The sequence below is a fragment of the Dyella japonica A8 genome, from assembly GCF_000725385.1.
Classification (GTDB): Bacteria; Pseudomonadota; Gammaproteobacteria; order Xanthomonadales; family Rhodanobacteraceae; genus Dyella; species Dyella japonica_C.
In genome coordinates this window covers 4,471,550-4,496,631 of the sequence record NZ_CP008884.1, presented here as the reverse complement: position 1 = coordinate 4,496,631, position 25,082 = coordinate 4,471,550, and the positions used below count along the sequence as shown (strand labels likewise).

The window sequence follows — 25,082 nt, the reverse complement described above, 5'->3', positions numbered from 1 at the left end:
CGGTGAGATGCTTGCCCGCCCTGGCCTGATGGCCCGGTTGCGCAGGCTTGCCGGTCCGCTGCTTTCGGTGGCCATGCTGTGCCTGGCGCTGTGGGCGCTGCGCCATCTTGCCAGCGAAGTGAGCTACCGCGAGGTGGCCCGTTACGTCCACGGGCTGGAGAACTACCGCCTCGCGCTGGCCGTGCTGCTCACGGCCGGCAGCTACGGCGTGATGATCCTGTACGACTGGTTCGGGCTGAAATACATCGGCAAGCACCTGCCGGGTGCGCAGGTCAGCCTGATTTCCTTTATCAGCTACGCCTTCAGCAATGCGCTGGGCATGGCGCTACTGATCTCCGGCTCCATCCGCTATCGCTTCTATATCCAGGCCGGCCTGTCCACGGCGGAAGTGGCGAAGGTGGTGGTCTACACCACGCTCAGCTTCTGGCTGGGCCTGAGCGCGCTCACCGGCTTTACCTTGCTGCTGGTGCCCGTGCCGCCGTCGTTGCCGCTGGCGAGCCTGCGGCTTCCTGTCGCCATCGTGCTCACGCTGATCCCGTTGCTGTGGATCGCCGGCAGTCGCCTGCTTGGCCGCCCCTTGCGCATCTGGCGCTGGCGCCTGAGCCTGCCGGGCACCCTGGTCGCCACGCGTCAGGTGCTGGTGGGCGCAGTGGACTGGGGCCTGGCGGCCTACGTGCTGTACCTGTTGATGCCCAACCAGGTGGACACGGGCTTCGGCCACTTTCTCGCCATTTTCGTGCTGGCGCAGATCGCCGGCCTGATCAGCCATGTGCCCGGTGGCCTGGGCGTGTTCGAGGCGGTGATGCTGGCGGGCTTCGGCGCGGAAGGAAATCAGGGCCTGGAAGCGCCCATCCTCGGCGCGCTGGCGGCTTACCGCCTGATCTACTACTTCCTGCCGCTGTTTGCCGCGACGGTCGTGGTGCTGTGGCGCGAGGCACGCGGCCTGCGCCAGAAGGCCTTGCTGGCGCCGTGGTTCACCGGCTTGCTGCCGCCGTTCTTTGCCGGCCTGACGATGGTGTCGGGCGCGGTGCTGCTGTTCTCGGGCGCTACCTCGGCGCTGCCCGCGCGCATGGCCATCCTGCGCGACGTGCTGCCGCTGGCCGTGCTGGAAGTGTCCCACTTCCTGTCCAGCGTGGTCGGCATGATGCTGCTGATCCTGGCGCGTGGCCTGCAGCGACGCCTCGACGCGGCCTATGTGCTCACGCTGGTGCTGCTGGTGCTGGGTGCGGTGCTGTCGCTGCTCAAGGGCATCGATTACGAAGAAGCCACGCTGCTGTCACTGCTCGCCCTCGCGCTGGCGCCGGCGCACAAGTTGTTCTACCGGCGTGCGTCGATGTTCACCGCGAGCTTCTCGTGGGGTTGGATCATCGCCATCGTCGCCGTGCTGGTCTGTGCCGGCTGGCTGGTCGGCTTCAGCTACAAGCACGTCGAATACAGCAACAACCTGTGGTGGGAGTTCAGCTTCTACCACGGCGGTGCGCCGCGCGCGCTGCGCGCACTGGTGGGTGCGGCGGCCGTGGGCCTGTTGTTCGCGCTGGCCAACCTGATCCGCCCGGCCCGCCCGGACCTGCACCTTCCGAACGAGGACGACCTGCAGCGCGCGCTGCCCCTGATCAAGGGCTATACCTCCGCGCAGGGACACCTTGCCCTGACGGGCGACAAGACGCTGCTGTTCGATGCCGACAATCGCGCCTTCATCATGTACGACGTGGAAGGCCGCAGCTGGGTGGCGATGGGCGACCCGGTGGGCGAGGACGAAGATGCGCGCCGCGAACTGGTGTGGACTTTCCGCGACCAGTGCGAGCGAGCCGGCGGCTGGCCACTGTTCTACCAGGTCCGCCCGGAAGACCTGGACCTGTACCTGGAAGTGGGCATGAACTTCCTGAAGATCGGCGAGGAGGCCCGCGTGGACCTCACCGGCTTCAACCTCGACGGCAAGTCCAAGAAGGTGCTGCGCAACACCATCAACAAGCTCACCCGCGACGGCATGCGCATGGAGATCGTGCCGGCCGAGGCGGTGACCGCGTTGATGCCGCAGCTGAAGAAGATTTCCGACGCGTGGATGCGCGACAAGGGCGTGCGCGAGAAGGGCTTCTCGCTGGGCACCTTCGACCCGCGTTACCTGGAACGCACGCCGATGGCGCTGGTGTGGCAGGGCGAGGACCTAGTGGCCTTCGCCAACCTGTTCCTCTGCGGCAATAAGGAAGAGGCTTCGCTGGACCTGATGCGGCACCTGCCCGACGGTACCGCGGGCGTCATGGACTTCCTCTTCATCAGCCTAATGCAGTGGTCCAAGCAGGAGGGCTACCGCTGGTTCAATCTGGGCATGGCACCGTTCTCCGGCCTGCAGAACCGGCGCAGTGCGCCGCTGTGGAGTCGCCTGGGCGCCATGTTGTTCGGTCGTGGCGAGCGCTTCTACAACTTCCGCGGGTTGCGCAAGTACAAAGACAAATTCGATCCCGTATGGGAACCTCGTTACCTCGCGGTGCCCAACGGCATCGCGCTTCCGCTGGTGTTCGCCAATGTGGCGAGCCTCATCTCGGGTGGTCTGTCAGGCATGGTGCGCCGTTGAAACGATTCTGGAAGGTGGTGGGCCTGGTACTGGTGTTTGCTGCATGCGTGGGCCTGCTGGCCTGGCATCCGTGGCATCACGCCAGCATGGATGAATCGCTGGTGCAGGTGCCGGCGCAACCCGGTGTCACGCCGCTGGAAGGGCGCGGGGACGTGGTCGCCATCTTCTATTCCGGCGACGGCGGCTGGCGCGACCTGGACCAGTCCCTGGGCAAGATCATCGCCTCGCACGGTATTCCCGTGGAAGGCATCAGCCTGCTGCAGTACTACTGGCGCGAGAAGGGCCCGGACGATTCGGCCGCCGACCTGGATGCGCTGATCACGCGCACCCTGGCCCAGAACGGCAAGAAGCGCGTCTGGCTGATCGGCTTCTCGTTCGGCGCGGACGTGATCCCCACCATTGTGGGCAAGCTCAGCCCCGAAGGGCGCGCGCGCGTCGCGCAGATCGTCCTGCTCTCGCCGAGCAAGGACGCGAATTTCGAGATCGAAATGGAAGGCTATATCTCCGCGCGCGAGGGCAAGTGGAAAACCTGGACGCAGGATTTCTTCCAGTGGGTCAACCCGGTCAGGCACTACGATGCGATGCCGCCGCTGGTCGCGCTGGACAACCATCCACCGGTGGTCTGCTACTACGGCGTGCAGGACAAGGACGACACCATCTGCGCCGATCCCAAGCTGCCGCCGTGGATCAAGGTCTATGAAAAGACCGGCGACCATCACTTCGACTACAACTACGAAGGGCTGGCGCAGCAGATGATCCACGACCTGCCTGCCGCCACACCTTAATCGGAATACCCGGTGCGGGGCCGGCCCCCGGCAAGGGCAGGCGCGATGCGTGTCCTTGCCCTGCTGGCAGTTCATGGCGGCAGCGGCACCGACTGCACGTCGAACGGCACGTGGCGCGGTATGCCGGCGTCGTCCCCCTTGTGTGCAAACAGCAGGCTGTACTTCGATTCGATGTAGTACACGCGGCCATTCGCGATCACCCCGGATGACGGATCGTTGAGCCCCGCCACCAGCGTGACCAGCGAGGTGGCGCGGTGGCCGGCCAGCGTGGCCAGCGAGATCTCCCCGCCGTAGGGGCCGTTGTGGCCGAATGCGTTGCTTTCGAAGATCACCAGCCGGTCCGGTCCCGCCGAACGGATGGCGTCCGCATTCTTCAGCGTGCGCGGCATGTCGATACGGGCGACGTCACCGGCGCTGCCGTCGGACTTCATGTCGATGCGCAACAGGTAGGACGCAGCGGTCACCGTGCTCACGTATACATGCTTGCCGTCGATGGCGATGCCGTTGAGCTTGAAGCCCTCGGGGCCGGCTGCGAAGGCCGGATCCTGCTTCCAGATTTCCAGCGCCGCATCGCCGTCGCGCCAGCGGAACACGCGCGGCTGGAACGAGTCGGTGACGTAGAGGTTGCCTTGCTCGTCCTGCGCGAGGTCGTTGCAGTAACCCTTGTCGGGCAGCGCGTAGCTGGCGCGCGGCGCGCCGGTCGCCAGATCGTAGCTCTTGAGTGCGCTGGGTTGCGTGGGCACGGTGGTGAAGCCGAAGGTGCCGGAGCAGATCCACAGCAGGCCACGGCGGGCATCCACCAGCACGCCCTGTCCGTTGGAAAGGCCGTTGGCGCCGGGCGTTACCAGCACGTCCGGCTGGTCGGCACCGGGCCTGATCCGGGCCACCGCGCCTTGCCGCCAGCTGCCGACGTAGAACGAGCCGTCCGGGCCCACGGCGATGCTTTCCGGGTACCAGTCCGCCGGCAACGGGCGCGTGGACAACGGTGCATCGCCCGCGTGGCTTGCGGCGGCGAAAGCGCAGGCGCACGCCAGGGCCAGATGGCGCAGCAGCGGTGGCATGTTCATGGTGGTTCTCCCTGTGTCGATGGGCAGGGATTGTTGGCGGCGGCTTCTGGTTTATAAATGCGCATCCGGTTCCTTCACTCTGCAGCAGGGCTTTCGAATGGATCGACTGACCAGCATGGAAGTGTTCGTCCGCGTGGTGGAGAAGGGCAGTTTTGCCGCGGCCGCCGAGGCGTCCGGCCTGTCGACCACCATGGTCGCCAACCATGTGCGCGCACTGGAGCAGCAGCTCGGCGCGCAATTGCTCGAGCGCACCACGCGACGCCATCACATCACCGAGATCGGCGTGGCCTATCTGGAGCGCTGTCGCGACGTGCTCAACAGCGTGCAGGCGGCGGACCGGGTGGCTGAGGCCCTGCGCGCGGAGCCGCAAGGCACGTTGCGCGTCACCGCGCCGGTGACCTGGGGCGCGCATCGCCTGATGCCGGTGGTGGGCGCCTACATGGCGAAGTACCCCAGCGTGCAGGTGGAGTTGAGCCTCAACGACCGCGTGGTCGATCTGCATGAAGAGGGCTTTGACGTGGCGTTCCGTTCGGGGCCGCTACTGGACGATGCACTGGTGGCGCGCCCGCTGGCCCCGGCACACATGTTCGTTGTCGCCAGCCCTGCCTACCTGCAGGCCCATGGCGTACCGGAGGAGCCGGATGACCTGGCGGGTCACGCCTGTCTCGGCTTCATGGCCTGGGGGCGCCATCACCACTGGCGTTTCACCAAGGGAGAGCGTCGGGTGGAGATCCCCGTGCAGGGCCCGCTGGTATGCAACAACGGACAGGCCCTGTTGAGTGCGGCGCTGTGCGGCGTTGGCGTGGTGGCGCAGGCGGATGTGCTGCTGTCGCCATCGATCGAGGCGGGCCTGCTGGTCCGCCTGTTGCCGGACTGGGAGTTACCCGCGCGGCATGTGCATGTCGTGCGTCGGCGCGAGACACGGCCAACGGCGAAATTGCGTACCTTCGTTGACTTCGCGCTGCAGAGGCTGGGCTGATGGGCGCCATGCCGAACGACGTGGGCTTGCGCCGCAATGCGGGCATCGACCTGCTGCGCGGTCTTTCCATCCTGCTCGTGGTGCTGCACCACATCGGTTTGCGCATCAAGCTGCGCAAGACAGAGCTGGTGAGCCTGTTTCCGGAAAAGCTGCTGAATGCGCTGAACTTCAACGGTTACGAGGCGGTGTTCATTTTCTTCGTCATCTCCGGTTTCCTGATTACCAGCAACGCGCTGCGGCGCAGCGGGTCGTTGGCGAACATCGATCTGCGCACGTTCTACGCGCGACGGTTCTCGCGCATCGCACCTTGTCTCGTGCTGCTGGTGTTGGTGCTCAGCGTGCTTCACCTGCTCGGCGTACAGGATTACGTCGTCCAGCGCGAAGGACAGTCGTTGCCGCGCGCCATTGTCGCGGCGCTGGGTTTCCACTTGAACTGGTATGAAGGCATGACCGGCTACCTGCCGGGCGGTTGGGACGTGCTGTGGTCGCTGTCGATCGAGGAAGTGTTTTACCTGGGTTTCCCCATCGTCTGCCTGCTGACGCGCCGCACCTGGGTGCTGGCGCCGATGCTGCTCGTGCTGGCAGTGTCCTTGCCATGGACGCGTGCCGCGCTGGCAGACAATGAGATCTGGCAGGAGAAGGCCTATCTGCCCGGCATGGCGGCGATTGCCACGGGTGTGCTCGGCGCGCTGTTGGCACAGCGCTGGCGAACGGTGCTGCCGCATGTGGCATCCGCGCTGGGCGTGGCGGGAGCCGTCGGACTCTATCTGGTGATGTTCGAAGGCAAGTTGCTGTGGCAGATGATGCACAACGGCTACATGCTGCTGCTCACCGGCTCGGCGTTGTGCCTAGTACTGGCCAGTGCGTGGGCGCCCGTGGGGCGCACGCCGTGGCGTGGGCTGGACTGGCTGCGCTCATGGGGGCGCCTGAGTTACGAGATCTACCTGACCCACATGTTCGTGGTGTTTGGCATCGTGCGTGTGTATCGAGCCATGGGAAGCGACATCGCGCACGGCTATCTGTGGTATCTGCCGGCACTACCGCTGTGCTGGATGCTGGGTCGTGCGGTGGAGCGTTGTATCTCGCTGCCGGCGGAGCAGCGTCTGCGTGCACGCATGCTGCCCGTGCCTGCCGTCTCCGCGGTGCCGGCCTGATGGATGATTAGATCTCCATCAGGTCGCGGCCGACGATCAGGCGGCCCTTGAAGTGCGGCGCGACGGCATCGCGCCACGTTTCCTCCGGCACCGGTGGATTGCCTCCCGGCACGAAATGGTTGAGCACCAGCGTCTTCACGCCGGCGTCGGTGGCGATGCGAGCGACCTGTTCCGTGGTGGTGTGACTCGCCAGCAGATGTTCGCGCAGGCGCGTGGCATTCGGTTCGGTGGCGATCAGCTTGTCGAGTGCGGGGAGGTACATCACCTCATGGACCAGCACGTCCGCACCGCGGGCGAGGGCGACAAGGTTATCCGATGGACGGGTGTCGCCCGAGAACACGATGCTGCGGTCCGGGCAGTCGAAGCGATAGGCGAAGGCTGGCGCCACCGGCGGATGCTGCACCAGCGCGGCAGTGACCTTTACGCGTGCATCCTGCGTGACCAGCCCGGGGCCGGTGAGTTCGTGCGGCCGGATCAGCGGCGCCAGTGGCGGGCGGCCTTCGTCGGCGATGCGGGTACGGATGTCATAGTCGTTCATCGCGAGGAACAGCCGCGTCATCTCGGCCAGCGGCGGTGGCCCCCAGGTATTCACCGGCGAGTGCAGTGGTCCGGACCATGCCAGCCACAGCAGATTGCCGTAGTCCGCGTTGTGGTCGGAGTGCTGATGGGTGATGAAGACGTGGCGGATCGAACCAAGATCCAGCCCGGCCTGCACCATCTGACGCGCCACGCCGTTGCCGCAATCGATCACATAGGTCACGCCGTCCACCACGATGGCGTTGGCAGGGGCGGCACGATCCGCCTTGGGCGTGGGGCCACCGGCCGTGCCCAGCAGGATCAGGCGGGAGCGGCGCGACGTGTCGGCACGAACGCGCCATGGCGAAAGCGCACCCGCCGCGATGGCAAGCCCGGCGGCCTGCAGCAGGCGGCGACGTGTGACATGAGGCGCGGGAGGCAGCGGCATGGCCATATGGCTCTCCATGAGGAGCCGCCAGTATGGCAAGCCTGATGCGCGGGATTAACCCATCGTCCCGGCGCGCGCCGGGACGGCCACGTGAAAATCAACGACAGGCGTTGATGGTGTCGCGCAGTTCGATGGCGGCCTTGCGCGCGGCCTGGGCGAAATCTTCGCCGTTGCCGGCGTAGAGGATGGCGCGCGAGGAGCTGATCATCAGGCCAGTGCCGTTGGCGGAGCGGCCATGCCGCAACACCGCTTCCACGTCACCGCCCTGGGCGCCGATGCCGGGCACCAGCAGCGGCATGTCGCCCACCACGGCGCGCACCTTGCCCAGTTCCTCCGGCCAGGTGGCGCCGGTGACGAGCGCGCAATTGCCGTTGGCGTTCCAGTCGCGTGCAATGGTTTCGGCTACGCGCAGGTACAGCGGCTGGCCGCCGCAATCAAGCGCCTGGAAATCCGCGCCGCCCGGGTTGGACGTACGGCACAGCAGGATCACGCCCTTGTCCGCGCGATCCAGAAACGGTTGGGCGGAGTCGCGGCCCATGTACGGGTTCAGCGTCACCGCATCGGCCTTGAAGCGGTCGAACGCTTCGCTGACGTAATGCTGCGCCGTGCTGCCGATGTCGCCGCGCTTGGCGTCGAGGATCACCGGCACCGCCGGATGCTTCTCGTGGATGTGCGCAATCAGCCGTTCGAGTGCATCTTCCGCGCGCAGCGCGGCGAAGTGCGCGATCTGCGGCTTGTAGGCACACACGACGTCGGCCGTGGCGTCGACGATGTCTCGGCAGAATTCGAACACCGCGTCCGGGCGCCCCTTGAGGTGCGCGGGGAATTTCGCGGGTTCGGGGTCGAGGCCGACGCAGACGAGGGAGTCATGGTCAGCCCATGCCTGTTGCAGGGATTGCATGAAGTGCATCGGGTTCACCTACAGAGGAGTGAGTGGAGAGAAGCCGAGGAGTGGGAGAGAGCCGTTGCCGCACTCTCGTTCCTCACTCCTCTTTACTCATTTCTCGCTCTTAACTTACGCCAGCTTCTTGTACTTCACGCGATGCGGCTTGGCCGCTTCGTCGCCGAGACGACGCTTCTTGTCCGCCTCGTACTCGTTGTAGTTGCCCGGGAAGAACTCCACGTGCGAGTCGCCTTCGAACGCGATGATGTGCGTGGCGATGCGGTCCAGGAACCAGCGGTCATGCGAGATGACCACAGCGCAGCCCGGGAATTCGAGCAGTGCATCTTCCAATGCACGCAGGGTTTCCACGTCCAGGTCGTTCGACGGTTCGTCGAGCAGCAGCACGTTGCCGCCCTGCAGCAGGGTCTTGGCCATGTGCAGGCGGCCGCGTTCACCGCCGGACAGCTGGCCGACGATCTTCTGCTGGTCGGTGCCCTTGAAGTTGAAGCGGCCGATGTAGGCGCGCGACTGGATCTCGAAGTTGCCGATGGTGAGGATGTCCGAACCGCCGGACACTTCCTGCCACACGTTGTTCTTCGGATCGAGCGCGTCGCGCGACTGGTCCACGTAGGCGAGCTTGACCGTGTGGCCCAGCTTCACCTCGCCGGAGTCCGGCTGTTCCTTGCCCATGATCATCTTCATGAACGTGGATTTGCCGGCGCCGTTCGGGCCGATCACGCCGACGATGGCGCCCGGCGGAATCTTGAACGACAGGTCTTCGATCAGCACGCGGTCGCCGAACGCCTTGTTGACGTTCTTGAACTCGATCACTTCCTGGCCCAGGCGCTCGCCCGGCGGAATGAAGATTTCATTGGTTTCGTTGCGGCGCTGGTACTCGACCGAGTTCAGCTCTTCGAAGCGGTTCAAGCGCGCCTTGCCCTTGGACTGACGGCCCTTGGCGGCCGAGCGCACCCACTCCAGTTCCTTTTCGATGGCCTTCTGGCGCGACTTTTCCTGCGAGGCTTCCTGCTTGAGGCGGGCGTCCTTCTGCTCCAGCCACTCGGTGTAGTTGCCCTTCCAGGGAATACCGCGGCCGCGGTCGAGTTCGAGGATCCACTCGGCGGCGTTGTCGAGGAAGTAGCGGTCATGGGTGACGGCCACCACGGTGCCCGGGTAGTTCTGCAGGAACTGCTCCAGCCAATCCACGGATTCTGCGTCCAGATGGTTGGTGGGCTCGTCCAGCAGCAGCATGTCCGGCTTGGACAGCAGCAGGCGGCACAGCGCCACGCGGCGCTTCTCACCACCGGACAGCGGGCCGATCTTGGCGTCCCACGGCGGCAGGCGCAGCGCGTCGGCGGCCACTTCCAGCTGACGCTCCAGCGCGTGGGCGTCGTTCACCGCCAGCACGTTTTCCAGTTCCTGCTGCTCGGCGGCCAGCTTGTCGAAATCGGCGCCTTCTTCGGCGTAGGCGGCGTAGACCTCTTCCAGACGCTTCTGGGCGTCCAGAATGACCGACACGCCTTCTTCGACCGACTCGCGCACGGTCTTTTCCGGATCCAGCTGCGGTTCCTGCGCCAGGTAACCGACCTTGATGCCCGGCTGCGGACGGGCTTCACCCTGGAAGTCCTTGTCCACGCCGGCCATGATGCGCAGCACCGTGGACTTGCCCGCACCGTTCACACCCAGCAGGCCGATCTTGGCGCCGGGGAAGAAGCTCAGCGAGATGTCCTTGATGATGTGGCGCTTCGGGGGAACGATCTTGCTGACCCCGTTCATGGTGTAGATGTACTGCATGGAGCCTCCGGCGAGGTGCACGGCGCTGGCCGGAAGGGCAGGCGGTGCGATTCAGAGTGGGTGTAAACCACTCATTATAGCGGGTTTAGGGGGCGCTCCGGTGACGGTGCCCCCCATGCGGTGGCCGCACCTGTGGGAGCGCACCCTGTGCGCGACAAACCGGCGGAGCGGTGACCACGGAACGCTGCGGTCGCGCACAGGGTGCGCTCCTACAAGGGGAGGAGTGGCCTTGGCCTGGCCGCATCGAACAGGGCACTCACCGTGCGGGTGTGCAGCGAGGCCGCATCGAAGCCCTCGGGCAGCATCCCGGCGATTTCCAGCATGACGGCCCCGTGCAGGGAGGCCCAGATCTGGTGACCGAGAATGGGCGCATCCGCCTCCACCGTGCCCTCGGCGTTCATCACCTCGACATGCGCGGCGACGGTGCGCCACATACGTTCGTGGGCTTGCCGATAGGCCGGGTCGTCCCGCCGCGTCTCCGGGTATTCGAACATCAGCCGGTAGGTGGCGGTGTTCTGGCGGGCAAAGGCGATATAGGCGTCGCGCACGGCGCGGCTGCGGGTGCGCCCGTCGCCGGCCGTTTCCAGCGCGTTTTCCAGCGCCTCGGAAAAGCGGTTCAGGCCGCGGGTGCGCACGGCGGTGACGATCTCTTCCTTGTTGTCGAAGTAGCGGTAGGGCGTCATGGTGCCCACGCCCAACTCGCCGGCCAGGCGTCGCATGGTGACGGCGCCGGGGCCTTCCTCCACGTACAGCCGGGCTGCCGCTTCGCACAGGCGCTCGCGGAAGGCTTCGGTTTCCTGTTCGCTCAGCGCGCGTGGCACGTCAGCGGTCCTTTACGTCCAGCGTCTTGCGGAAAAAAGCCAACGCATCGGCATTGATCTGCTCGTGCGCCTTGGCGCGGTCGACCCCGGCAGGGTCGGCGCACAGCGGCGCGATGTCCTTCCTGAGCTCATCCGAGCAGGGCGGCAGGAACACCCAGTGGTCGGCATGGGGAATGTCCTTCACCGCGTACAGCGTCTTGAGCAGGGGCGCGATGTGCTTCGCATTGGCCTCCGGCGGCAGCACGTGGTCGTTCTGGCCGTAGTAGAGGAAGACCGGGATGCGCACGTTGTCGAAGCTGTTTTCGTCGAACAGCAGGCTGAGCGGCGCCATGGCGAAGGCGGCCTTCACGCGCGGGTCGGCGGTATCGCCGTAGCGGCCCAGCTGGCCCTGCATCGCGGCGAGGGCCTGCGCGATGGTTTCGCCCTGCCTGGCGGCATCGGCTTCGGCTTCGGCGCGGTGGCCGCACACATCCTTGTCCTGCGGGTAGTGATCGCAGAAATCGACGAAGCGGACGAAGCGCGGCCTGGCACCGGCGAGCATCAGGGCGGTATAGCCCCCGGCAGAGAAGCCCGCGACGCCGATGCGGGCGGGGTCGACCAGGTCCTTCCAGTGCGGGTCGTTCAGCACGGTGGTAATGGCCGCCTTCACTTGTACCGGGCGCCCGGCCAGCACCTCGATCTTGCCGACCTTGCTGGTGTCGCCGAAATAGTCGCCGAGCTGGTTGAGCGTGGCCACGACAAACCCGTGGCTGGCCAGGTACGCGGCCAGATCGTGGTGGCCCAGATTGCTGCCCCCGTTGCCATGGGAAATCACCACCAGCGGCTTGGCGCCGGGGATGGCGGGTGCGTCCGGGGTCGCCGCGACGTGGTAGGGCCCCATGGCCGTGGTGCCGTGTACCGGCAGGGGGGAGGGGTAGAACACATAGCCCTGAGTCGACGTGCCGCTGACCGGGTCGGTGATCCGGATGGCAGCGATGCCTACGCCCGTGGTGCCGGACGCGTGGGCGGCCAGCGGCAAGATCAGCACGAGGAGCAGGGCAAACCGGCAGAGCAGGGACAGGGACAGCGGGCGCGCCTTGGCGCGCAGCGGCATGGTCGGCATGGCGGAATTTCCGTGGCCTGGGTTGCGTGCAGTGTACGGTACAGTGTACGAAATATCCTGAGGAGCGCCCCCGAGGTGGCCGCTTTAGCACATCACAGCTACAATTTCCCGTTCTAACCCTGCAGCCACCCCAACGAGGTCAGGATGTTCCCGAAGCACGACACGATCGCCGGTTACGACAATGAACTGGCCCAGGCCATGGCCGACGAAGCCCGCCGTCAGGAAGACCACGTCGAGCTGATCGCTTCGGAGAACTACGCCAGCCCCCGCGTGATGGAAGCCCAGGGCAGCGTACTCACCAACAAGTACGCCGAAGGCTATCCGGGCAAGCGTTACTACGGCGGCTGCGAATACGTGGACATCGCCGAGCAACTGGCCATCGATCGTCTGAAGCAGCTGTTCGGCGCCAACTACGCCAACGTGCAGCCGCATTCGGGTTCGCAGGCCAACCAGGCCGTGTACCTGGCGCTGCTGAATCCCGGCGACACCATCCTCGGTATGAGCCTGGCCCACGGCGGCCACCTCACGCACGGCGCCAAGGTCAACGTCTCGGGCAAGCTGTTCAACGCCGTGCAGTACGGCGTGAACGAGCAGGGCCTGGTGGACTACGACGAAGTCGAGCGCCTCGCCCTCGAGCACAAGCCGAAGATGATCGTGGCCGGTTTCAGCGCCTACTCGCAGGTGATGGACTGGGCGCGCTTCCGCGCCATCGCCGACAAGGTCGGCGCCTACCTGTTCGTGGACATGGCCCACGTCGCCGGCCTGATCGCCGCCGGCGTGTACCCGAGCCCGCTGCCGCACGCGCACGTCGTCACCTCCACCACGCACAAGACCCTGCGCGGCCCGCGCGGCGGCATCATCGTGGCCAAGGACGCCGGCGAAGAGATCGAGAAGAAGCTGCAGTCCATCGTGTTCCCCGGCATCCAGGGCGGCCCGCTGATGCACGTCATCGCCGCCAAGGCGGTGGCCTTCAAGGAAGCGCTGGAGCCGGCGTTCAAGACCTACCAGGAACAGGTGGTCAAGAACGCCAAGGCCATGGCCAAGACCTTCATCGAGCGCGGCTACAAGATCGTCTCCGGCGACACCGAAAACCACCTGATGCTGGTCGACCTGATCGGCCGCGACGTCACCGGCAAGGACGCGGAAGAAGCGCTGGGCAAGGCCCACATCACCGTCAACAAGAACGCCGTGCCGAACGACCCCCGCAAGCCCTTCGTCACCTCGGGCCTGCGCGTGGGCACGCCGGCCGTCACCACCCGCGGCTACCAGGAAGCGGACGTGGTCGAGCTGACCGGCTGGATCTGCGACGTGCTCGACGCGCCGAAGGATGACGCCGTCATCGCCAAGGTGCGCGAAAAGGTCACGGCGCAGTGCCACAAGTTCCCGGTGTATGGCTGAGCAGCCGGGAATCGGGAATAGGGAGTCGGGAATAGTGAAAACCCGATTCTCGAAGCGTGTGGTGCTTTTGCTATTCCCTATTTCCCATTCTCCATTTCCGACGCACTGATGCATTGTCCTTTCTGCCAGCACGAAGACACTCGCGTGATCGATTCACGCCTTGCCGAAGACGGCGCCACCGTGCGTCGTCGTCGCGAGTGTCCGAAGTGCGGCGAACGCTTCAACACGTTCGAAACAGCCGAGCTCAAGCTGCCTTCCATCGTGAAGAGCGGCGAACGCCGCGAGCCGTTCGACGAGCACAAACTGCGCGTCAGCTTCGAGCGCGCGCTGCAGAAGCGCCCGGTGCCCACCGATTCGGTGGACACCGCCGTGCGCGAGATCGTCAACGACCTGCGTCGCTGCGGTGAGCGCGAAGTGCCCTCCCGCCAGATCGGCGAACTGGTGATGCGCGAGCTGAAGAAGCTCGACCAGGTGGCGTATGTGCGCTTCGCTTCCGTGTACCGGAAGTTCGAGGATGTGCAGGCGTTTCGCGAGGAGATCGAGAAGTTGGAGCGCGACCTGCCGGAGCTTGAGGCGCTGCAGTTGTCGTTGTTGGGCGAGAGTGTGGCGCGGCGCAAGAAGTCCTGAGCGCGCGCTTTGCTCCTTCTCTCCGATGGGGTGCAGGGGCAGCCATGAATGGCTGCGGCGTTGATGGGCGGGCTCGCCTTATCGCCTCGTTACTTTAGCCGTCATCCCGGCGCCCCACAGGGACTAGCTTCGCGTCGAAAGTAACCCAAAGAAAGGGCCCCCCGGATGACGCGCCTTCCGGGCGTTGCCCGGAAGGTTCGCGGTCGGGTTCCGGGCTTTTCGACGGGGCATCCTGCCCCGACGAAAAGTGCCAGGGATCCCTCCCAGGCACCCCTGCGGGGCCTGATCTCCACCCGCCCGCCGCGTCATACGGGGACCTGGGAGATCAAAAGCCAAAAGCCAAAGCCAAAAGCCGAGCCCTCGGCGGGGCACCCAAAGAGGCGAGTCCCCTGTGGGAGCGCACCCTGTGCGCGACAGCGGCGTCTCGTGGTCACCGCTCCGTTAGGTTGTCGCGCACAGGGTGCGCTCCCACAGAAAAGAGAAAAGCGGGCGGGCGTGTGGGTCCATCAGGGCCGAAGCGAAGAGAGGGGCTGCTTTAAGTCCTCATCGCCATGGCGCGTTGCGAAGCGCTTGGAGGTACCCGCTGTGTAGAGGCGAAGGTAGCTAAGCAACGACCTGCCTCACGCGCTCGGGCTTATCCCATCGAAATGCTGCCAGCTCTGGCTCTTCAAGCCATTTTCTTTGGGTTACTTTTCTTTTGGGCCAGCAAAAGAAAAGTGACTCGAGCGTCGGCAGACGATCGAAACGCCCGCTGCGTAAGCGGCCCGGTCGCGGGAACGCACGAGGCGACAACCAAACGTGGCCGAAACTGGATCCCGGCCTACGCCGGGATGACGGCTCTTATGAGGCCGGGAGGCTAAACTGACCCCATTCATCGCCCCCTAAAGCGCCAAGCCATGTCCCCAACATTCACCGCCACCGACCACGCCCACATGGCCCACGCCCTGCGCCTGGCGGAACGCGGCCTCTACACCACGCACCCCAATCCTCGCGTCGGCTGCGTGATCGCCCATGGCGAAGACATCGTTGGCACCGGCTACCACCAGCGCGCCGGTGAGCCTCACGCCGAGGTCTACGCGCTGCGGGAGGCCGGCGACAAGGCAAGAGGTGCGACGGCCTACGTCACCCTTGAACCCTGCGCCCACCACGGCCGCACGCCTCCGTGCGCCGATGCGCTGATCGCCGCGGGTGTGTCGCGAGTGGTGATCGCGTCGGAAGATCCGTTCCCGCAGGTGGCTGGCCGTGGCATCGGCAAATTGCGCGACGCCGGCATCACTGTGGAAACCGGCCTGATGCGCGAGGCTGCGCGCGAACTGAACATCGGTTTCTTCAGCCGCATCGAGCGCGGCCGCCCCTGGGTGCGCGTGAAGCTGGCGATGAGCCTGGACGGACGCACCGCGCTCGCCAATGGTGAGTCGAAATGGATTACCGGCGAAACCGCGCGTGCCGACGTGCAGCGCTGGCGCGCGCGCAGTTCCGCGATCCTCACCGGATCCGGCACGGTGCTGGCGGACAACCCGCGACTCACCGTGCGGCTGCCCGGAGACGAAGCATTCACGCCGCCGTGGCGCGTCGTGCTCGACAACCGGCTGCGTACACCATCGGACAGCCACGTGCTCGACGGCACCATGCCGACGCTGGTCTTGCACAACGAGCAGTACGCGCCGGTCGATCCACGCTTCCAGGCGGTGGAGCTGGCCGTCGTGGCGGAGGAGGGCGGCGCCATGGATATCCGTGCCGTCATGGACGAGCTCGCGCGGCGCCAGATCAGCGAGGTCCACGTGGAGGCCGGCCCCAGTTTGTGCGGCGCGTTGTTCGCGGCCGGGCTGGTCGACGAACTGCTGCTGTACGTGGCGCCGGTGCTGCTGGGCGACAGTGCACGGCCTTTGCTTGGCCTGCCGGTTCTGGCCGACATGGCGTCGCGCTGGAAGCTACGCACCATCGATCGGCGCATACTGGGCGAAGACCTTCGGCTGCAACTGCGGCCGATCCCGTGAGCGCGTCCTCGAACCCGATAGCCCACTCGACCATGACGAACACCACCCCGCCACGCCATGCCCTGAGCGAAGAAGAACGCCGCTTCTTCCGCGAGCAGGGTTACCTGATCCGCAAGATCCTCGATGACGCGAGCGTGGCGCGTTATGTCGCCGCCGTGGAAGACGCGCGGCGTGAGCGTGGCGAAACGCAGCAGCGCATGAGCAACCTGCAGTTCCTGCAGCCCGGCAAGGCGATCCGCGGCGTCCAGGACATCATCTGCAACGAAGACATCCTCGCTGTGTGCCGCGACCTGCTGGGCGAGGGCATCATCATCGATGGCGCGTCGCTGTTCTATGGCGACGCGGGCGTGGATTACCGGCAGGGCTGGCACCGCGACGTGCTGCAGGTGCCGGACGAGCAGATCGATACGCGCTGGTTCAGCGACGACTACCACTACAACTACGTGCAGATGAACATGCCGCTCACGGTGGACGGCTGCCTGTGGATCGTGCCCGGCAGTCATCGTCGCCAGCTCGATGAGGAAGAGCGCGCGATCTTCGGCAGCTCCGAGAAGATCGCCCCGGTGGACGCGCCGGAGTTGACGGCGGGCAAGCAGATTGTAGTGCAGCCGGGCGAGGCGGTGTTCTACAACAATTACGCCGTGCATCGCGGCTGGGGCGGCGTGCTCAAGGATCGCCGCATCACCATCCACCTGGGCTTTCACTCAACGCAGCATGCGCCGACGCTGCACTTCGGCGTGCTCGACCATACCGAATACAGCCTGGATTACCTTTCCTCGCTCGAGCCTTGCGTGCGCGATGCCCTGCGTGCGCACCTGGTCGAGCGTGCGCGTCACCCGGAAGTGAACGTGTTCCACGCCTATCACCAGCAGTTCCTCAAGCAGGAGTTCAAGACGACATGACGACGGCAGCGATACGCTGGGGCATCATCGGTTGCGGCAACGTGACCGAGGTGAAGAGCGGCCCGGGTTTCAGCAAGACGCCCAACTCCGCCCTGGTCGCGGTGATGCGCCGCGATGGCGCCAAGGCGCGCGACTACGCCGAGCGCCATGGCGTGCCGCGCTGGTACGACGATGCAGCCAAGCTGATCGCCGACCCGGAGGTCAACGCCGTGTACGTCGCCACGCCGCCATCGACGCACAAGCAGTACGCGTTGATGAGCATTGCCGCGGGCAAACCGGTCTACGTGGAAAAGCCCATGGCGATGGACCATGCCGAATGCGAGGCGATCATCCATGCCGGCAAGCAGGCGAATGTGCCGGTGTTCGTGGCGTACTACCGCCGCAGCCTGCCGCGCTTTCAGAAGGTGCGCGAGCTGATCTACGGCCAGCAGGCCATCGGCAAGCCGCGCATGGTCAACACGGTGTTGTACGAACCGCACCACCCGCGCTACCACGACGCGGCGAACCTGCCGTGGCACGTGGTGCCGGAGATCTCGGGCGGTGGTGTGTTCATGGATATCGGTTGCCACACGCTCGACATTCTCGACTGGCTGTTCGGGCCCATCGTTTCCGTGGAAGGCAACGCCAGCAATCAGCTGGGCGCCTATGGCGTGGAAGATGGCGTGGCGATGTCGTTCGCCTTCGGCAACGGCATGCTCGGCACCGGTATCTGGAACTTCGACAGCTTCAAGCACCACGATCAGGTCGAAGTGATCGGCGACAAGGGTCGCATCACCTTCGCTACCTTTGGCGACGGTCCGATCCATGTGGAGAACGTCGATGGCTCGCACGAGTACCGCGTGGCCAATCCCTTGCATATCCAGCAGCCGTTGATCGAAACCATCGTGGCCGAACTGACCGGGAAGAAGGGCGCCTGCCCGTCGACGGCAGACAGCGGTGCGCGCACCAGCTGGGTGATGGATCAGGTGCTGCGCGAGTACCGGCGCGGAACCGCGCAGGCCATTGGCGCATGAGGCAGGCCCGCGCTTCCCGCCGGGAAGCGCGGGCGGATCGTCACTTCGTGAAGTCGATGGCGATCTTGCCGAAGTGTTTACCCGAGGCCATCAGGTCGAAGGCTTTGCCCAGTTCCTCAAAGCCGAAGACCCGATCGATCACGGGCTCCAGTCGGCTGTATCCCACGGCCGCCACCATGCGCTCGTGCTGTTCCAGCGGAGCCACCGAAATACCCTGAAGGCGGATGCGGCTGAGCAGGGCCTGCGTGAGCGTGATGGTCGCTTCGTTGCCGCCCATGAAGCCCACCAGGCCAATGAAGCCGTGCATGGCCACGGCTTCCATCGACTGCGGCAGCGTCGCCGCGCCCACGGTTTCGATGACAGCATCGACGCCGCGGCCGCCGGTGGCTTCCCGCACGAGCGGACTCCATTGCGGATGCCTGACGTAGTTGATGCCGACGTCCGCGCCCAGCGCCTTCGCCCGCTCCAGTTTCTCGTCGCTCGACGACAGCACGATCACGCGTGCGCCGCGCAGCTTGGCGAACTGCAGGGCGAACAGCGCCACCCCGCCGGTGCCGAGCACCAGCACGGATTGCCCGCTGGTGACCTTGGCCAGCTCCAGCGCCTGCCACGCGGTCAGCGCGGCAATGGGCAGGGTGGCGGCCTGCAGTGCGCTCAGGTGGGCCGGCGCCGGGGCCAGCGCGTAGGCGTCGAAACAAGCCATGTCGCGCATGACGCCGTCGTCCGGGCCGCCTGGTTCCGTACCCACCCATTCCGGCCGGATGGCGCCGGCGATCCAGCGTGATTTGTAGAGGGTGGTGACGCGGTCGCCCGGCTTGAAGCGGCTAACGCCATCACCCACGGCGACCACCGTGCCCGCGCCATCGGAGACGGGGACGATGGGCAGCTTCACCGCCCGATACAGGTTGCCCTGCGCCATCAGCAGGTCGCGATAGTTCAGCGAAGCCGCTTCCAGTTTCACCAGCACTTCGCCCGGGCCGGGCTGGGGCGTGGGCAGTTCGATGCGGCGCAGGTGTTCCAGGCCGAAGGCAGGCAATTCATAGGCACGCATGACGGGACTCCTTGGTGGGAATGGCGTCATGGTCGGGCGATGCGGGGTGGATGATAATCTGCGCAAATGGCACATCATTTGTTCGGTTTATGAATAAATCATTCGAACTGACGCCAACACGGGTGCGCGAGCTGCGGGCCTTCGCCCTTTCCGCGCGCCTGCTGAACTTCTCCCTCGCCGCCCGCGAAGCCGGGTGCACGCCCTCCGTACTCAGCCGGCGCATTGCGTCGCTGGAAGAGGCTGTCGGCACCCGGTTGTTCATGCGCACCACGCGCCGCGTGACGCTCACCGCACGTGGCGAGGAGCTGCTGGCGCACTGCGAGCGGCTGGAACAGGTCATGGCCGACCTTGCCCTCGACCTGCGCCCGCGCGACGGCGAACCGCAGGGGCGGATATGCCTGCATCTGCCGCGAACCTACGGCCGCGAACGCGTCGCGCCGCTGGTGGCGCGTTTCATGGCGCGCCATCCGCAGATCCGCATCGACGCGACTTACGACGACACCTACGTCGACCTGGTGGCGGGGCAGGTCGACCTGGCCGTTCGCGTGGGACGGCTGGCGGACGCCCAGGTGGTGGCCCGGCGGGTGGGAACCATGCGCCGCTACCTCTGCGCGTCACCGGCCTATCTGAAGGGAGCGCCGCCCCTCGACGACCCCGCCGACCTCAAGCACCACCGCTGTGTCGCCTTCAGCGGGCTGCGCACCGGCACGCTCTGGCAGCTCCAGCAGCAACGCCGTCGACGCTCCGTGCGCGTCGAACCGGTGATGCGCAGCAACGACGTGCAGGCCGTGCGGGATGCCTTGCTGGCCGGGGTCGGCATCGGCGTCATGGGCGACTACATGGGCGATGCGCTGGTGGCGCAGAAACGACTGGTGGAAGTGCTGTCGCCATGGCAGTTCAGCGAATCGCCCATCCACCTCGTATGGCTCCCCGGCGCCGACCGCGTGCCCGCGGTGCGCCTGCTGATCGACTTCCTGGTGCAGGCCATGACGGCCCATTGAATGCAACGCGTTGTTCGCCACCGTGGACAAACGGGAGGGCGGCTCACACAAGGGTTGGTGTAGAATCGCCCGGCCGGTTCGCCGGCAAACCACAAACGACGTCTTCAGGGCGGGGTGAGATTCCCCACCGGCGGTAGGCCCTTCGGGGCGAGCCCGCGAGCGCTTCCAGATCATCGGAAGGTCAGCAGATCCGGTCCGATGCCGGAGCCGACGGTTGGCAGCCAGCGATGGCTTCCAGAAAGTCCGGATGAGAGAAGACGGTACGGCGCATGCCTTCGCGGGCGCGCGCCTGCCTGACGCCTTGGGGCGTTTTTCGCCTGTTTTTCAACGCGGGAAACGTTTCATGTCCAAGCATCGTTCCAGTTTTTCCGCCGCCTCCGTCCGGGAGGTGCGCTGATGTTCACCGGCATCATCCAGAGCGTGGGCCGCATCGCGCGGCTCGAACCGCGTGGCGGCGATGTGCGCCTGTACGTGGATACCGCTGACCTCGATCTTTCCGACGTGCAGCTGGGCGACAGCATCGCCGTGTCTGGCGTGTGCCTGACTGCCGTGACGCTGGAGCCGCGAGGCTTCAGCGCGGATGTCTCCAACGAAACCTTGTCGCTCACCACGCTGGGCAAGCACAAGGCCGGCGACCCGGTGAACCTGGAGAAAGCGCTGCGCCTCGCCGACCGCCTGGGCGGCCATCTGGTGTCCGGCCATGTGGATGGCGTGGGCAAGGTGGTGTCGATCACGCCGGACGGCCGTTCGCTGCGCTGGGTATTCGAAGTGCCTGCCGCGCTGTCGCGCTATATCGCGGCCAAGGGCTCCATCTGCATCGATGGCACCAGCCTCACCGTGAACGAGGTGAATGGCCACCGCTTCGGCGTCAACCTGATTCCCCACACGGTGGAACACACGGCGTTCCATGCGCGTCGCGCGGGCGATGCGGTGAACATCGAGGTGGACGTGGTGGCGCGTTACATCGAACGGCTGATCGCCGGTGGCGAGGCGCCGAGGCTGGATGAGGCGTTCCTCAAGCAGCACGGATTTGCCTGACCACTCCCTACGAAGCGTCATTCCGGCGCAGGCCGGAATCCAGTTGAGTCTAGGCCTGGTTGTCGCGATGAATCCGGTCAAAGGCAATGGGCCTTCGTAAGACCTCGGACTCACCGCGACTGGATTCCGGCCTGCGCCGGAATGACGAGCAAAAGGCCCGCAAGTGCGGGACACCAGCATTCCATTGGAACTTGCCATGAGCTTCAACACCATCCCCGAAATCCTCGAAGACATCCGCGCCGGCCGCATGGTCGTGATCCTCGACGACGAGGACCGCGAGAACGAAGGCGACCTCATCATGGCGGCGCAGATGGTGCGCCCGGAGGACATCAACTTCATGGTGCGCGAGGCGCGCGGCCTGGTGTGCCTCACGCTGACCGAACAGCGCACGCGCCAGCTGGGCCTCAAGCCCATGGTGGTGGACAACACCTCGCCGTACCAGACCAACTTCACCGTTTCCATCGAGGCGGCCGAAGGTGTCACCACGGGCATCTCCGCGCACGATCGCGCGCGCACCATCCAGGTGGCGGTGAAGTCCGATGCGAAGCCGCAGGACCTGTCGCAGCCGGGCCATATCTTCCCGCTCACCGCGCAGCCGGGCGGCGTGCTCACGCGCGCCGGCCACACGGAAGCGGGCTGTGACCTCGCCGCGCTGGCCGGGCTGGAACCCTCGGCGGTGCTGATCGAGATCCTGCACGAAGACGGCTCCATGGCGCGTCGCCCCGAGCTGGAAGTGTTCGCGAAGAAGCATGGCCTGAAGATCGGCACCATTGCCGATCTGATCCGCTACCGCCTGGAAACGGAGAAGACGGTACAGCGCGTGTACGAAGGCGATGTCGATACCGAATTCGGCCCGTTCCGCCTCGTGGCGTATCGCGATGCCATCCGCCACGGCCTGCACTTCGCGCTGACGCGCGGCGAAGTGGGCGGCGGCGAGCCGGTGCTGACGCGCGTGCACGTGCGCAATACCTTGTCCGATGTGCTGCATCTGCATCGCGACGATCTCGGCCTCACGGTGACCTCAGCCCTGCGCCGCATCGCCGACGAAGGCCGTGGTGCGCTGCTGGTTCTCTCCGGCGAAGACACCGCCGATGCGCTGCTGCGCCGGCTCAACCGTCAGCCCGCGGTGCAGGCGCCGGAAGAAGCGCAGCAGCAGGAGTGGCGCCAGCTGGGCCTGGGCGCGCAGATTCTTGCCGACCTCGGCATTCACCAGCTGCGCGTGCTGGGCACGCCGCGCAAGATGGTGGGCCTGGGTGGTTTCGGGCTGGAAGTGACCGAGTACGTGTAATCGCGGGTCGCCGACCTTGTGGGAGCGCACCCTGTGCGCGACCGCGGAGCCGCGTCGGCACCGCTCCGTTGGCTTGTCGCGCACAGGGTGCGCTCCCACAGAGGGTTGGCCGCAGCCCGCCACTCCCTCGCCATATCGCAGGCAACATACTCTGGGCTTTGAGCCAAAAACCTACGCCATGACCTCTCCCATCATCCGCCTCATCGCCCCCTCGGGCTACCCGCATGACCACGACGCCATGACGCGCGGCGTCGCGCGCCTGCGCGCGGCCGGTTGCACGGTGGACGGCACGGCGGTGCTGGATCGCGTGGAGCATCGCTTTGCCGGCAGCGACGAGGCCAGGGTCGCGGACATCAACGCACTGGCCACGGCAACCACGTTGCCGGATATCGCCCTCTCGGTCAGGGGTGGCTACGGCGCCACCCGCCTGCTGGAGCACATCCAGTACGACGCCCTGCGCGAGCGCCTGGCCGGCACGAACACCCTGCTGGTCGGGCACAGCGACTTCACGGCCATCCAGATGGCGCTCCATGTGAAGTGCGGGCTGGTCACGTTCGGCGGCCCCATGCTCGGCCCCGACTTCGGTGCGCCGGAGCTGAACGGCCTGATGTGGGAACACTTCTGGCACGCCGTGGGCGAGCCGGAAGCCGCCGCGGCCTGGGCCACGCCCGGTGATGCCCGGCTGGACCTGGAAGGCCCGCTATGGGGCGGCAACCTCGCCATGCTGTGCAGCCTGCTGGGGACACCGTATTTCCCGGCCATCGACGGCGGCATCCTGTTCGTGGAAGACGTGGGCGAGCCCCCGTTCCGCATCGAGCGCCTGCTGTACCAATTGCACCTTTCCGGTGTACTGGACCGGCAGAAGGCGCTGGTGCTGGGCCATTTCACCCACTGCCGCCCGCACAGCTACGACAACGGCTATGACACCGAAGCGGCCTTCGCGCAGATCGCCCGGGTGGCGCGGATACCCATCGTCCACGGCCTGCCCTTTGGCCACGAGGCGGACAAGTTCACCCTGCCGTTCGGCGTGCCGGCCCGCCTGCAGGTAGCGGACGGGCAGGCCAGCCTGACTTTCCGGGGCCACCCGACCCTGGCCGGGGCGGTGTCCCGGCCCATTCCGGGCACGTTCCCGCAAATTCCGTAAAATAGACGGCCCTCCGGGCCCAGACCCCAGGAAACGCATATCCATGAAGACCATCGAAGGCGATTTCGCCACGCCCAAAGGCCGTTTTGCCATCGTTGCCGGCCGTTTCAACGGCTTCGTCGTCGAGCCCCTGGTGGCCGGCGCGCGCGACACCCTGGTACGCCACGGTGTGAAGGACGATTCGATCGAACTGATCCGCGTGCCGGGCGCGTGGGAAATCGCGCTGGCCGCCCACAAGGTCGCCAACTCCGGCAAGTACGCGGCCGTGATCGCGCTGGGCGCGGTGATCCGCGGCTCCACCCCGCATTTCGACTACGTGGCCGGTGAATGCGCCAAGGGCCTGGCCCAGGCCGCCTATGCCTCCGGCGTGCCGGTAGCGTTCGGCGTGCTGACCACCGACAACATTGAACAGGCCATCGAGCGTTCCGGCACCAAGGCCGGCAACAAGGGCGCGGATGCTGCACTGGCCGCGCTCGAGATGGTCAACCTCTACGGGAAGCTGTAATGAGCCAGGGCATCGACCTCGCCGCCCGTTCGCGCGCCCGTCGCCGCGCGTTGCAGGCTATCTACGCATGGCAGATCGGCGGCAGCCGCATGAATGCCGTGATCGACCAGTTCCGTCATGAGCAGGACATGGAAGTGGCCGACCTCGAGTACTTCGAGGATCTGCTGCACGGCGTGGAGCGCCACGTCGAGGTCATCGATGAGGCCCTGAAGCCCTATGTGGACCGCGAGGTCGGCCAGATCGACCCGATCGAGCGCGCCGCGCTGCGCCTGGCCACCTATGAGCTGAAGTACCGGCCGGACGTGCCCTACCGCGTGATCATCAACGAGGCCATCGAGGTCACCAAGCGCTTTGGCGCGGACCACGGCCACAGCTACGTCAACGGCGTGCTGGACAAGCTGGCTGCCGCGTTGCGTTCCACGGAAAAGCGCGGTTGATGGACGGGGCCACGGCAGGTTCGTCCGTGGTTCCCGTGATCGAAACGGAGCGCCTGCGCCTGCGTGCGCACCGCGCCGCCGATCACGCCGAGCGCGTCGCCATCTGGTCCGACCCCGAGGTGACGCGCTTCATCGGCGGTCGTCCGCTGAGCGGGGAAGAGGTGTGGCGACGCTTCTTGCAATACATGGGCCTGTGGAGCGTGCTCGGCTACGGCTACTGGGCGGTCGAAGAGATATCCAGTGGTCGCTACATCGGCGACATCGGCTTCGCTGACTTCAGGCGCGACATGGAGCCGTCACTGCACGGCATGCTGGAGTTCGGCTGGGTGCTGGCGCCGCACGCACACGGCAAAGGCTACGCGAGCGAGGCGGTGGCAGCCGCCGTGGCCTGGGGCGCACAGCACTTTGGCGACCGGCGCGCCGTATGCATCATCTCGCCCGAGAACCTGCCTTCCATCCGCGTGGCCGAGAAGGCCGGCTTCAAGCGTTGGCAGGACACCACGTATCACGGCAGCCCGACCATCGTCTTCAGCCGATAAGTCCTGCCATTCCGACGAGGA

The 25,082-nt window shown here is 66.0% G+C and carries 23 protein-coding genes and 1 riboswitch; of the genes, 16 read left to right on the top strand and 7 right to left on the bottom strand.

Annotated features, from left to right (window positions below; translation table 11 throughout):
• Positions 1-7 precede the first annotated feature (7 nt).
• The gene (gene mprF / locus HY57_RS19185; protein ID WP_019464036.1) at positions 8-2,572 is read left to right on the top strand and encodes a bifunctional lysylphosphatidylglycerol flippase/synthetase MprF; all 2,565 of its coding nucleotides are present in this window, start codon (positions 8-10) and stop codon (positions 2,570-2,572) included.
• Complete coding sequence (locus HY57_RS19180) at positions 2,569-3,357, top strand: virulence factor family protein (protein WP_019464035.1); 789 nt, start codon at positions 2,569-2,571, stop codon at positions 3,355-3,357. The genes mprF and HY57_RS19180 overlap by 4 nt, the downstream gene beginning before the upstream one ends.
• Positions 3,358-3,428: 71 nt before the next feature.
• Here the strand turns inward: HY57_RS19180 and HY57_RS19175 are convergent, their stop codons facing one another.
• The gene (locus tag HY57_RS19175) at positions 3,429-4,424 is read right to left on the bottom strand and encodes an SMP-30/gluconolactonase/LRE family protein (RefSeq protein ID WP_019464034.1); all 996 of its coding nucleotides are present in this window, start codon (positions 4,422-4,424) and stop codon (positions 3,429-3,431) included.
• A gap of 97 nt (positions 4,425-4,521) precedes the next feature.
• On the opposite strand from HY57_RS19175, the gene HY57_RS19170 reads away from it, so the two are divergent.
• Positions 4,522-5,403, top strand: coding sequence for a LysR family transcriptional regulator (locus HY57_RS19170; protein ID WP_019464033.1), 882 nt, complete (start codon positions 4,522-4,524; stop codon positions 5,401-5,403).
• On the top strand, positions 5,403-6,557 hold the full coding sequence (locus HY57_RS19165) for an acyltransferase family protein (RefSeq protein WP_019464032.1): 1,155 nt from the start codon (positions 5,403-5,405) through the stop codon (positions 6,555-6,557). The genes HY57_RS19170 and HY57_RS19165 overlap by 1 nt, the downstream gene beginning before the upstream one ends.
• A gap of 7 nt (positions 6,558-6,564) precedes the next feature.
• On the opposite strand, the gene HY57_RS19160 is transcribed toward HY57_RS19165, so the two are convergent.
• The 5 genes from HY57_RS19160 to HY57_RS19140 form a co-directional block, all read right to left on the bottom strand.
• Entirely contained in the window at positions 6,565-7,527 is a 963-nt protein-coding gene (locus tag HY57_RS19160; protein ID WP_019464031.1) for an MBL fold metallo-hydrolase, read from the bottom strand.
• Positions 7,528-7,618: 91 nt separating this feature from the next.
• Complete coding sequence (gene pyrF / locus HY57_RS19155; RefSeq protein WP_019464030.1) at positions 7,619-8,431, bottom strand: orotidine-5'-phosphate decarboxylase; 813 nt, start codon at positions 8,429-8,431, stop codon at positions 7,619-7,621.
• A gap of 105 nt (positions 8,432-8,536) precedes the next feature.
• A complete protein-coding gene (ettA, locus tag HY57_RS19150; RefSeq protein WP_019464029.1) occupies positions 8,537-10,198 on the bottom strand; it encodes an energy-dependent translational throttle protein EttA in 1,662 nt (553 codons plus the stop codon).
• Between the two features lie 209 nt (positions 10,199-10,407).
• Positions 10,408-11,019 carry a TetR/AcrR family transcriptional regulator gene (locus HY57_RS19145; RefSeq protein ID WP_019464028.1) on the bottom strand — a complete coding sequence of 204 codons (612 nt, stop codon included), beginning with the start codon at positions 11,017-11,019 and terminating at the stop codon, positions 10,408-10,410.
• Between the two features lies 1 nt (position 11,020).
• Positions 11,021-12,121 (bottom strand): alpha/beta hydrolase family protein, encoded by a 1,101-nt coding sequence (locus HY57_RS19140; RefSeq protein ID WP_019464027.1) that lies wholly within the window; start codon positions 12,119-12,121, stop codon positions 11,021-11,023.
• Between the two features lie 144 nt (positions 12,122-12,265).
• On the opposite strand from HY57_RS19140, the gene glyA reads away from it, so the two are divergent.
• The 5 genes from glyA to HY57_RS19115 all read left to right on the top strand — a co-directional run bounded on the left by glyA (position 12,266) and on the right by HY57_RS19115 (position 18,058).
• Positions 12,266-13,519 (top strand): serine hydroxymethyltransferase, encoded by a 1,254-nt coding sequence (gene glyA, locus HY57_RS19135; protein ID WP_019464026.1) that lies wholly within the window; start codon positions 12,266-12,268, stop codon positions 13,517-13,519.
• Positions 13,520-13,627: 108 nt separating this feature from the next.
• Entirely contained in the window at positions 13,628-14,146 is a 519-nt protein-coding gene (gene nrdR / locus HY57_RS19130; RefSeq protein ID WP_026033715.1) for a transcriptional regulator NrdR, read from the top strand.
• Positions 14,147-15,042: 896 nt separating this feature from the next.
• The gene (ribD, locus tag HY57_RS19125; RefSeq protein ID WP_026033682.1) at positions 15,043-16,143 is read left to right on the top strand and encodes a bifunctional diaminohydroxyphosphoribosylaminopyrimidine deaminase/5-amino-6-(5-phosphoribosylamino)uracil reductase RibD; all 1,101 of its coding nucleotides are present in this window, start codon (positions 15,043-15,045) and stop codon (positions 16,141-16,143) included.
• Positions 16,144-16,175: 32 nt separating this feature from the next.
• A complete protein-coding gene (locus tag HY57_RS19120; protein WP_019463806.1) occupies positions 16,176-17,045 on the top strand; it encodes a phytanoyl-CoA dioxygenase family protein in 870 nt (289 codons plus the stop codon).
• Positions 17,042-18,058: a Gfo/Idh/MocA family protein gene (locus HY57_RS19115; RefSeq protein WP_019463807.1), complete on the top strand. Its 1,017-nt coding sequence runs from the start codon at positions 17,042-17,044 to the stop codon at positions 18,056-18,058. Before HY57_RS19120 ends, HY57_RS19115 begins: the two co-directional genes overlap by 4 nt.
• Positions 18,059-18,098: 40 nt before the next feature.
• On the opposite strand, the gene HY57_RS19110 is transcribed toward HY57_RS19115, so the two are convergent.
• The gene (locus tag HY57_RS19110; protein ID WP_019463808.1) at positions 18,099-19,109 is read right to left on the bottom strand and encodes a zinc-dependent alcohol dehydrogenase family protein; all 1,011 of its coding nucleotides are present in this window, start codon (positions 19,107-19,109) and stop codon (positions 18,099-18,101) included.
• A gap of 89 nt (positions 19,110-19,198) precedes the next feature.
• On the opposite strand from HY57_RS19110, the gene HY57_RS19105 reads away from it, so the two are divergent.
• From HY57_RS19105 to HY57_RS19075, 7 genes are all read left to right on the top strand, one after another.
• Positions 19,199-20,110: a LysR family transcriptional regulator gene (locus HY57_RS19105; RefSeq protein ID WP_026033683.1), complete on the top strand. Its 912-nt coding sequence runs from the start codon at positions 19,199-19,201 to the stop codon at positions 20,108-20,110.
• A gap of 96 nt (positions 20,111-20,206) precedes the next feature.
• Positions 20,207-20,373, top strand: a riboswitch (FMN riboswitch).
• Positions 20,374-20,506: 133 nt separating this feature from the next.
• The gene (locus HY57_RS19100; RefSeq protein ID WP_019463810.1) at positions 20,507-21,148 is read left to right on the top strand and encodes a riboflavin synthase; all 642 of its coding nucleotides are present in this window, start codon (positions 20,507-20,509) and stop codon (positions 21,146-21,148) included.
• A 196-nt stretch (positions 21,149-21,344) separates the two neighbouring features.
• Positions 21,345-22,436, top strand: coding sequence for a bifunctional 3,4-dihydroxy-2-butanone-4-phosphate synthase/GTP cyclohydrolase II (gene ribBA / locus HY57_RS19095; RefSeq protein ID WP_019463811.1), 1,092 nt, complete (start codon positions 21,345-21,347; stop codon positions 22,434-22,436).
• Positions 22,437-22,614: 178 nt separating this feature from the next.
• The gene (ldcA, locus tag HY57_RS19090; RefSeq protein WP_019463812.1) at positions 22,615-23,580 is read left to right on the top strand and encodes a muramoyltetrapeptide carboxypeptidase; all 966 of its coding nucleotides are present in this window, start codon (positions 22,615-22,617) and stop codon (positions 23,578-23,580) included.
• 43 nt (positions 23,581-23,623) lie between these two features.
• Positions 23,624-24,085 carry a 6,7-dimethyl-8-ribityllumazine synthase gene (ribH, locus tag HY57_RS19085; RefSeq protein WP_019463813.1) on the top strand — a complete coding sequence of 154 codons (462 nt, stop codon included), beginning with the start codon at positions 23,624-23,626 and terminating at the stop codon, positions 24,083-24,085.
• Positions 24,085-24,522, top strand: coding sequence for a transcription antitermination factor NusB (nusB, locus tag HY57_RS19080; RefSeq protein ID WP_019463814.1), 438 nt, complete (start codon positions 24,085-24,087; stop codon positions 24,520-24,522). Before ribH ends, nusB begins: the two co-directional genes overlap by 1 nt.
• The gene (locus HY57_RS19075) at positions 24,522-25,061 is read left to right on the top strand and encodes a GNAT family N-acetyltransferase (RefSeq protein WP_019463815.1); all 540 of its coding nucleotides are present in this window, start codon (positions 24,522-24,524) and stop codon (positions 25,059-25,061) included. The genes nusB and HY57_RS19075 overlap by 1 nt, the downstream gene beginning before the upstream one ends.
• The last annotated feature ends 21 nt before the right edge of the window (positions 25,062-25,082 follow it).

Bases quoted from the DNA above. Each gene is read 5' to 3' on its own strand.
- mprF (WP_019464036.1), top strand. From the start codon at position 8: ATGCTTGCCCGCCCTGGCCTGATGGCCCGGTTGCGCAGGCTTGCCGGT.
- HY57_RS19175 (WP_019464034.1), bottom strand. From the start codon at position 4,424: ATGAACATGCCACCGCTGCTGCGCCATCTGGCCCTGGCGTGCGCCTGC.
- HY57_RS19170 (WP_019464033.1), top strand. From the start codon at position 4,522: ATGGATCGACTGACCAGCATGGAAGTGTTCGTCCGCGTGGTGGAGAAG.
- HY57_RS19165 (WP_019464032.1), top strand. From the start codon at position 5,403: ATGGGCGCCATGCCGAACGACGTGGGCTTGCGCCGCAATGCGGGCATC.
- HY57_RS19160 (WP_019464031.1), bottom strand. From the start codon at position 7,527: ATGGCCATGCCGCTGCCTCCCGCGCCTCATGTCACACGTCGCCGCCTG.
- pyrF (WP_019464030.1), bottom strand. From the start codon at position 8,431: ATGCACTTCATGCAATCCCTGCAACAGGCATGGGCTGACCATGACTCC.
- ettA (WP_019464029.1), bottom strand. From the start codon at position 10,198: ATGCAGTACATCTACACCATGAACGGGGTCAGCAAGATCGTTCCCCCG.
- HY57_RS19140 (WP_019464027.1), bottom strand. From the start codon at position 12,121: ATGCCGACCATGCCGCTGCGCGCCAAGGCGCGCCCGCTGTCCCTGTCC.
- glyA (WP_019464026.1), top strand. From the start codon at position 12,266: ATGTTCCCGAAGCACGACACGATCGCCGGTTACGACAATGAACTGGCC.
- nrdR (WP_026033715.1), top strand. From the start codon at position 13,628: ATGCATTGTCCTTTCTGCCAGCACGAAGACACTCGCGTGATCGATTCA.
- ribD (WP_026033682.1), top strand. From the start codon at position 15,043: ATGTCCCCAACATTCACCGCCACCGACCACGCCCACATGGCCCACGCC.
- HY57_RS19120 (WP_019463806.1), top strand. From the start codon at position 16,176: ATGACGAACACCACCCCGCCACGCCATGCCCTGAGCGAAGAAGAACGC.
- HY57_RS19115 (WP_019463807.1), top strand. From the start codon at position 17,042: ATGACGACGGCAGCGATACGCTGGGGCATCATCGGTTGCGGCAACGTG.
- HY57_RS19110 (WP_019463808.1), bottom strand. From the start codon at position 19,109: ATGCGTGCCTATGAATTGCCTGCCTTCGGCCTGGAACACCTGCGCCGC.
- HY57_RS19105 (WP_026033683.1), top strand. From the start codon at position 19,199: ATGAATAAATCATTCGAACTGACGCCAACACGGGTGCGCGAGCTGCGG.
- HY57_RS19100 (WP_019463810.1), top strand. From the start codon at position 20,507: ATGTTCACCGGCATCATCCAGAGCGTGGGCCGCATCGCGCGGCTCGAA.
- ribBA (WP_019463811.1), top strand. From the start codon at position 21,345: ATGAGCTTCAACACCATCCCCGAAATCCTCGAAGACATCCGCGCCGGC.
- ldcA (WP_019463812.1), top strand. From the start codon at position 22,615: ATGACCTCTCCCATCATCCGCCTCATCGCCCCCTCGGGCTACCCGCAT.
- ribH (WP_019463813.1), top strand. From the start codon at position 23,624: ATGAAGACCATCGAAGGCGATTTCGCCACGCCCAAAGGCCGTTTTGCC.
- nusB (WP_019463814.1), top strand. From the start codon at position 24,085: ATGAGCCAGGGCATCGACCTCGCCGCCCGTTCGCGCGCCCGTCGCCGC.
- HY57_RS19075 (WP_019463815.1), top strand. From the start codon at position 24,522: ATGGACGGGGCCACGGCAGGTTCGTCCGTGGTTCCCGTGATCGAAACG.